Below are 7,212 nucleotides of genomic sequence, written 5' to 3'. Positions count from 1 at the left end.
TTCAAGAGCGACGACACCGTTGACCTGCGCGCCAAATCCGGCAAGCCGCTCGGCCGCTATTTTCCAGAAATCACGGACATTTTGCGTGACCTCAAGCGCGGGCATTTCGTCCTCGACGGCGAGATTGTCATTGAGGTTGACGGTGAGCTTTCCTTCGAGGCGCTGCAGATGCGCCTTCACCCGGCACAAAGCAGAATCCGCAAACTGAGTTCGCAGACGCCTGCCAGTCTGATCCTCTTCGACATGCTTGCCAGGCCGGGCGGCGAGGTCATCACGGGCAAGCCACTTGTGGAAAGGCGGCGAGCGATCGAGGACTTCGTGACCTCCTCGAACAGTCCAGATCTTCGCCTGTCGAAGTGCACTTATGATGCAGCCACGGCGGCTCGATGGCTACACGGCTCCGGCCATGCATCGACCGACGGCATCATGGCCAAAGTGCTTGATGAGCATTATCTGTGCGGGGAACGTGCGATGGTGAAGGTAAAGCCGAGGCGCACCGCCGATTGCGTTGTCGGCGGTTTCCGTTATCTCGCGGACAGTCGTGAGGTTGGCTCGCTGCTCCTCGGCCTCTACAATGACGACGGCAAGCTCGATCACGTCGGCTTCACGTCGACCATCGCCAGGACCGACAGAGGAGCGCTCACGCGCCGGCTGGAAGGGCTGCGGTCAGAGCCCGGATTCACCGGCAAGGCGCCCGGCGGCCCGAGCCGCTGGAGCACGGAGCGCAGCGGACAATGGGAACCCTTGCAGCCTGAACTGGTGGTGGAGGTCCGCTTTGACCACGTTACCGGCAATCGGTTCCGCCACGGCACCAAACTGCTGCGCTGGCGCCCCGACAAGGCGCCACGGCAATGCACGTTTGAGCAGATCGAATAGACCGCTCCTGGAAGATCGCTTCCAGAAACCTGTCACGATTTATTGTGACGAAGGAACCAACTCGGGATTCACCGGTTCGGACACCATCCACCGGAGCTACCCCGACATGCCAAATGCAGCAGAAATTCTCATCGATACGCTCGTCGCCTGGGACGTGGAGGTGGTGTTCGGCTTGCCGGGAGACGGCATAAACGGCGTCATGGAAGCGTTGCGGACGCGGCGCGACAAGATTGCCTTCGTTCAGGTCCGGCATGAAGAGTCGGCTGCCTTCATGGCATGTGCGTATGCCAAGTGGACAGGAAAGCTGGGCGTGTGCCTTGCGACGTCCGGTCCCGGCGGAACACATCTTCTGACCGGCCTCTATGACGCCAAGCTCGACCAGGCTCCGGTGCTGGCGATTACGGGCATGCAGTTCCACGATCTGATCGAGACGTTCACGCAACAGGATGTCGATCTGACGCGCGTGTTCCACGATGTCTCCGTTTACAATGCACATGTCGCCGACGCCGCGCATATGGAAAACGTCGCCAGCCTTGCCTGCCGAACCGCGCTGGCGCGCAAGGGCGTCGCCCATCTTTCGATTGCCAGCGACATCCAGGAGCAGGAGAGCGATCCGTCGAAGCGCTCCAAGCGCAATCGCCCGGCGCACACGCCGCAGGATATGTTCGCCGGTCACAGCGTACCGCTGGACGTTGAGTTCGACAAAGCCGCCGCCATTCTCAATGACGCTTCACGGGTTGCGATCCTTGCCGGGCGAGGCGCTATTGGCGCTGCCGCCGAACTCGAACACACGGCGCGCCTACTGCAGGCTCCTGTCGCGAAGGCCCTGCTGGGCAAGGCGGTGCTGCCGGACGACCATCCCTACACCACCGGCGGGATCGGCATTCTTGGAACCCTGGCTTCGCAAGAGGCGATGGAGAGCTGCGACGCGGTGCTGATTGTCGGTTCGACCTTTCCCTATATCGAATACTACCCGCAGCCCGGGCAGGCCCGTGGCGTCCAGATCGACTGCGATGCGCAGCGGATCGGCTTGCGCTTTCCGGTCGAGGCCGGCCTTGTCGGCGACGCGACCGAGACATTGCGCGCGCTCAACCAACGTCTGACGCAGAAGCCCTCCGATGAATTCCTGCGCCGTTCCCAGGAGACAATGAGAAAATGGCGCGAGATGATGCGGCAGTCGGAAGACGTGCAGGCGCAACCCTTGAAGCCACAGGCGATTGCCCGGGCGTTCGGACAAAGATTGGCCGACGACACGGTACTGGCCACGGATTCCGGTCAGAACACGGAGCTGGCCGCCCGCCATGTCGATCTTCGCAGCGGCCAGGCATTTGGAGTGTCCGGATCGCTGGCGTCGATGGCTTGCGGTCTGGCCTACGCCATCGCTGCCGGCATAGCGTTTCCCGGTCGACCGATTGCCGCCATCGTCGGCGATGGCGGCTTTGCCATGCAGCTCGGCGAATTCTCGACGGCGGTGCGCTACAAGATCCCGCTGAAGGTTCTGGTGATCAAGAACAACATGCTCAATCAGATCGCCTGGGAGCAGATGATGTTTCTGGGGAATCCGCAATTTGGTTGCGAATTGCAGCCGATCGATTTTGCCATGGCGGCGGAAGCAATGGGCGCAAAGGGTTTTCGCATCGAGCGGGCCGATCAGATCGAGACGGTTCTCGACCAGGCTTTCGCCACGGAAGGCCCTGTCGTGATCGAAGCGCTGGTAGATGCGTATGAGCCGCTGATGCCGCCCAAAATGCCGGCAGATTACGCCAAGAACTTCCGCCAGGCCCTGCCGCGGACACGGGGACACGAACGCATAGAAGAAAACATCGCCCGGGAGCCGGCGAAATCGATGATGGACGCCTAGAGGCACGGAGGTGAGAACAGCGCCTCAGTGGCTTCAATCTGGATCTTTCCAGATGAACCGGAGCTCCGGTGCTCTTCCGGCTGACGGATGCGGATCATGAGCTTCGACGCGCTCTTTTCGACCTCGATCTGCTATGGCAACGGCGCCCCGCAAGCCGGTTGGACACTGGCGCTTCCCATCACATTGCCGCTCCTGGCAGTCGTGTCGCTCTATACAGCGGGCGCCAGCCGACTGTGGCGACGGAGCGGACGCGGATGTCGCTTGCGATCACGGCAGGCCTTCCAGTTTGCTGCCGGCTGGGCCGTCCTGGCGTTCGCCCTTGTAAGCCCGATCCATGCGTTGGGCGAACATGTGTTTGCGGCGCACATGATCGAGCATGAATTGCTGATGGCGGTCGCAGCGCCTCTGCTGGTTGCCTCCCGCCCGACAGCGGCGATGATGTGGGCACTGCCGGTACAGCTGCGCCAGATATTCGGAGCGGCCGGACATGCAAATACGCTTCGGGCGATCTGGGCGTTCATCAGCCGCCCTGTGGTCGCGACCGTCCTGCACGGAGCCGCGATATGGATCTGGCATGTCCCGGCGCTGTTCGAGGCTGCCCTCCAGCAGGGTTTCCTGCACTATGCCCAGCATGCGAGCTTCCTCGGTACCGGGCTTTTGTTCTGGTGGGTGCTGCTGCCTCGCCCTGGCCGCGAGCACGCTTGCGGCAATGCGGTGATGCATCTCTTCTTCACCTCGCTCCACACCGGGCTGCTCGGGGTTTTGCTCGTCGTCTCGCCAAAGCTGTGGTATCCGGCTAATGCCGTCGGCTCGGATCTGTGGGGGCTCAGCCCGCTCGAGGACCAGCAACTTGCAGGCTTGATCATGTGGATTCCCGCTGGCCTGATCTATGGCGGAGCCGCATTGCTCTCGGTCGCTTTCTGTATTCAAACGAGCAGCCGGCGGCATCAGGCTCCCCAGGAGTTGCGCATCGTCTAACGCGCACCGCTTCACGTCGGTTTTCACCGGGCGGTGTTGCCAAGCATCCTTTTTCAGCCAGCTGCGTTATGGCCTTGGCAACGATGGTGGAGCCTTCATGGCGAGGTGCATGAGTCCGTTGGCCCGCTCTCGCAGGCGGACATGACCGCAAATGTCGCTTGCCTTTACATGTCCAACGCAAATCCTGACTGGCATTGTTACGGGAAAGGCTGCGCAACCGCGTTTGAGGTGGGTCAGCGCAGCGTCGATGTTGGTATTGGCAGGATGCGGCGATCGGCAATCGGCCCTCCATGCACACGGTGCGAACGCCCGGAGAATCCTTGATCTGATCTGCGGGCAGGAACGACAACCAGCAAGACGATCATGATTCTGGCGGCTCAGTAGCGGGCGCCGCCGTGTTGATGCTTGGCCTGCTGCTTTTGCTGGCAAGACGCCTGCGACTTCAGCGCGCCTCATGTTCGCGCATAGAGATAGGCGGTAATGTCGCGCGCCTCTTGAGGCGACAGATTTGTATTGGGCATGGCCGTCTTCGGGTCAACGTCCCGCGCCCTGCTGATCCAGCGCATCATCGCATCCGGGGTGGCTCGCGACGGCCCGGTATATCCTCTTTCGACGACGCCTTGCAGGGACGGACCGACGGTGCCACGGGCGCCGGGCACTCCCGGGATTTCGTGACATCCGCCACAGCCGTTGCGGATCATTGCCGGGACGGCCCGGTCAGGGTCGCCACCGATGGCCTGTGCAATGGTGGTTTCCCGGAAATTGTCGCCGCGGACCAAGTTGACGGCGCAAACTACCGGAACAATGGCGATTGCCGCGGATACGCCTGCCACCCAGGGCAGCGCGGATGGCATCAGCCTGACGGGTTGTCGGCTCATCCGCGCCTGCTGCCGCAGTCGCAAGACGCGGCCCGGTGGCCGCTGCATGCGCCCTCAAACGCCCGATCATCCCCGGATCTTGCTGAAACAACTCAATCATCGGCAATGAAAATCATACCAGCGGGCCGAACACGAATGTAGCCAGCAGAACAAGGAAAATCACAGCGATAACTGCGGTCGCCCACATGACGATCCTTCTTGTCCCCCGTTGCTCTTGCTTGCGAGAGATATCTTCTGACACAGTACGAAATCCTTGCTGCGAAATTCAACTGACGACAAGGCTCGGCATCTGCATGAGCCGGACCTGCCGGACTGTTGGGCCGCGTCTTGGAATTGGCCGCGGCCCGGGGCTCACGCGCTTACCAGCCCTGCTGACCGTACCAGTCATCGATATCGCGCCGCACACGGTCCTTTTCGAGGCCATAACGCTCCTGGATCTTGCCTTCGAGTTGATCGCGCTTGCCGGCGATGCGGTCAAGGTCGTCATCCGTGAGTTTACCCCACTGCTCCTTGACCTTGCCTTTCACCTGTTTCCAGTTTCCTTCCACGCGGTTCCAGTCCATGACACCGTTCTCCTTCGGTTTGAAAACGTCTAACCTCGGAGAGCAAACGCAAATCAACGACGGATGTTCCTGGAACTCGACGCTCGTCTTGCTCTCACAGGCCGCGACCCATTCCTTTACGCTCAGCCTGCGTCATCAATTGAGGTCGTCCTGCTCGAAGGCGACGCCACGACCTTCGACCCAAGACGCCTCCACACCTTCCGCAACAGTTCCGCCACCAAGCAGGCGCAAGCGCTTTTCATCCTGTCGCCGCCGTCCGTCTAGAGGCACAGTCATCTTAAGCCAGCGTAGTCCGATGATGTCGGCTTTCGGGAAACGGCGAAGTTGGTCTTAACGACCGACTTGAGGCGCAAAGCCGCCATTCGGCTTGAGATAAGTTCGGCCAGCGAAATGGCTGGACCAGCTTCCTGAATCGATTTGAGCGAACGGCTTCGTAACCTGTTGACAAATAATGATTATGTCTCTGAGGGTCAGTGCTTCCTGCACAAATCAATATGTTAGGGGCTGGACTGGAGTGGCGGCCTCATTTTGTAAAAATCCGGGAGTTGGCAGCTTTGCCAGCTAAGCAGCGACGCCACCTAAATAGGCGCTGATGACCGCTTCGTTGCTCGCAAGATCACTGCCTGGTCCCTCAAGCACAATGCGCCCAGCCTTGAGAACGTAGCCGTAGTCGGCGAACTTCAAGGCGACTTTGCTGTTCTGCTCCACAAGCAGAATGGTCACGCCTTCACGATTGAGGCGCTGCACGATGTTCATGACTTCCTTGATCAGTTGCGGCGCCAGACCCATGGAAGGCTCGTCGAGCAACAGCACCTTGGGCGCGGCCATGAGGGCTCTGCCGATCGCCAGCATCTGCTGCTCGCCTCCCGAGAGGTTCCTTGCATCGCCATTCTGTCTGCGCGCCAGGATGGGGAAGAGCTCAAAAACATGCTCCAGCCGCCGGCGGCGCTCGACGTCGTCGGCAAGCGTAAACGAGCCCAGGTCAAGGTTCTCCTTGATCGTCATGTCGCCGAAAATACGCCTTCCCTCCGGAACGTGGACGAGCCCGCGATGCGGCAGGCGGTGGGCAGGGACTTTGGTTATGTCCTCGCCCAGGAAGCGGACATTTCCGGAGGATGCTGCAACAAGGCCGGACAGCGTGCGCAGGGTGGTGCTCTTGCCCGCACCGTTCGCGCCAAGCAGGGCGACGATCTGGCCGCGCTTGACCGAAAGGCTGACGCCATGAAGAGCTTCGATGCCGTCATAGCGCGCGACGATGCGGTCCGCGGAAAGAACGATTTCGGCGTCCATCATTCCTCCGTGCCGAGATAGGCTTCGATGACCCTGGGGTCTGTTCGCACGGCCTCCGGCGGTCCGTCGGCGATCTTCTGCCCATAGTCGAACACCACGATCTTCTCCGACACCTGCATGACCAGGCCCATATCGTGCTCGATCAGCAGGACGGTGACACCGGTTTCGTCACGGATGCGGCGGATCAGGTGCACAAGGTCCAGCTTCTCGCGCTCGTTCAGGCCGGCGGCGGGCTCGTCCAGCAGGATGAGCTCGGGCGTCGACGCCAGGGCTCTTGCGAGTTCGAGCCGCCGTTGATCGCCATAGGAAAGACCACCGGCACGGCGATGCGCATGCTGCTCGATGCCGACAAAATCGAGCCAGCGCATGGCAGTCGCGCCGATCGCCTCCTCCTCGCGCCGCTGTGCCGGCAAGTGCAGGATCGCCGACATGATGCCGTGGCGGCTGCGGCAATGCTGGCCGGACATGGCGTTTTCCAGAACGGTCATTTCCTTGAACAGCCGGATGTTCTGGAACGTACGGGCGAGGCCGAGCGCGGTGATGCGATGCGGCGGCAAGCCGGTGATTGGCCGGCCGCCCAGACTGATCGAGCCGCCCTTCGGCTTGTAGAAGCCGGTCAGGCAATTGAAGAGTGATGTCTTGCCGGCCCCGTTCGGCCCAATAAGACTGTTGATGGCGCCTTTCTCAACTGAGAATGAAATGTCGTGAAGGACTTTCAGTCCTCCGAAACTGAGGCGCAGATCGCGGACTTCCAGCAGCGCCATGG

General features: G+C 61.1%; 7 protein-coding genes. 3 read left to right on the top strand and 4 right to left on the bottom strand.

Annotated features, from left to right (window positions below):
- The 3 genes from EOB80_RS01585 to EOB80_RS01575 all read left to right on the top strand — a co-directional run.
- Positions 1 to 876, top strand: an 876-nt coding sequence (locus EOB80_RS01585) for an ATP-dependent DNA ligase (protein WP_245466215.1), incomplete at its 5' end; no start/stop codon positions are given.
- A 106-nt stretch (positions 877 to 982) separates the two neighbouring features.
- The gene (locus EOB80_RS01580; RefSeq protein ID WP_127326430.1) at positions 983 to 2,737 is read left to right on the top strand and encodes a thiamine pyrophosphate-dependent enzyme; all 1,755 of its coding nucleotides are present in this window, start codon (positions 983 to 985) and stop codon (positions 2,735 to 2,737) included.
- Between the two features lie 96 nt (positions 2,738 to 2,833).
- Complete coding sequence (locus EOB80_RS01575) at positions 2,834 to 3,715, top strand: cytochrome c oxidase assembly protein (RefSeq protein ID WP_127326429.1); 882 nt, start codon at positions 2,834 to 2,836, stop codon at positions 3,713 to 3,715.
- A 452-nt stretch (positions 3,716 to 4,167) separates the two neighbouring features.
- On the opposite strand, the gene EOB80_RS01565 is transcribed toward EOB80_RS01575, so the two are convergent.
- The 4 genes from EOB80_RS01565 to EOB80_RS01545 all read right to left on the bottom strand — a co-directional run bounded on the left by EOB80_RS01565 (position 4,168) and on the right by EOB80_RS01545 (position 7,210).
- On the bottom strand, positions 4,168 to 4,641 hold the full coding sequence (locus EOB80_RS01565) for a c-type cytochrome (RefSeq protein ID WP_164762485.1): 474 nt from the start codon (positions 4,639 to 4,641) through the stop codon (positions 4,168 to 4,170).
- Between the two features lie 311 nt (positions 4,642 to 4,952).
- Positions 4,953 to 5,156 carry a CsbD family protein gene (locus tag EOB80_RS01560; RefSeq protein WP_127326428.1) on the bottom strand — a complete coding sequence of 68 codons (204 nt, stop codon included), beginning with the start codon at positions 5,154 to 5,156 and terminating at the stop codon, positions 4,953 to 4,955.
- 561 nt (positions 5,157 to 5,717) lie between these two features.
- A complete protein-coding gene (locus EOB80_RS01550) occupies positions 5,718 to 6,446 on the bottom strand; it encodes an ABC transporter ATP-binding protein (RefSeq protein ID WP_127320927.1) in 729 nt (242 codons plus the stop codon).
- Positions 6,446 to 7,210, bottom strand: coding sequence for an ABC transporter ATP-binding protein (locus EOB80_RS01545; protein ID WP_127326427.1), 765 nt, complete (start codon positions 7,208 to 7,210; stop codon positions 6,446 to 6,448). The genes EOB80_RS01550 and EOB80_RS01545 overlap by 1 nt, the downstream gene beginning before the upstream one ends.
- Positions 7,211 to 7,212: the final 2 nt, after the last annotated feature.

It is taken from the genome of Mesorhizobium sp. M7A.F.Ca.MR.245.00.0.0 (assembly GCF_003997415.1).
In the GTDB taxonomy this organism is placed as follows: Bacteria; Pseudomonadota; Alphaproteobacteria; order Rhizobiales; family Rhizobiaceae; genus Mesorhizobium.
This window is presented reverse-complemented; position numbering and strand designations above follow the sequence as displayed.

What these genes read in the sequence shown, in the direction of transcription:
- EOB80_RS01575 (WP_127326429.1), top strand. Translation starts at nt 2,834, where the DNA reads ATGAGCTTCGACGCGCTCTTTTCGACCTCGATCTGCTATGGCAACGGC.
- EOB80_RS01565 (WP_164762485.1), bottom strand. Translation starts at nt 4,641, where the DNA reads ATGCAGCGGCCACCGGGCCGCGTCTTGCGACTGCGGCAGCAGGCGCGG.
- EOB80_RS01550 (WP_127320927.1), bottom strand. Translation starts at nt 6,446, where the DNA reads ATGGACGCCGAAATCGTTCTTTCCGCGGACCGCATCGTCGCGCGCTAT.
- EOB80_RS01580 (WP_127326430.1), top strand. Translation starts at nt 983, where the DNA reads ATGCCAAATGCAGCAGAAATTCTCATCGATACGCTCGTCGCCTGGGAC.
- EOB80_RS01545 (WP_127326427.1), bottom strand. Translation starts at nt 7,210, where the DNA reads ATGGCGCTGCTGGAAGTCCGCGATCTGCGCCTCAGTTTCGGAGGACTG.
- EOB80_RS01560 (WP_127326428.1), bottom strand. Translation starts at nt 5,156, where the DNA reads ATGGACTGGAACCGCGTGGAAGGAAACTGGAAACAGGTGAAAGGCAAG.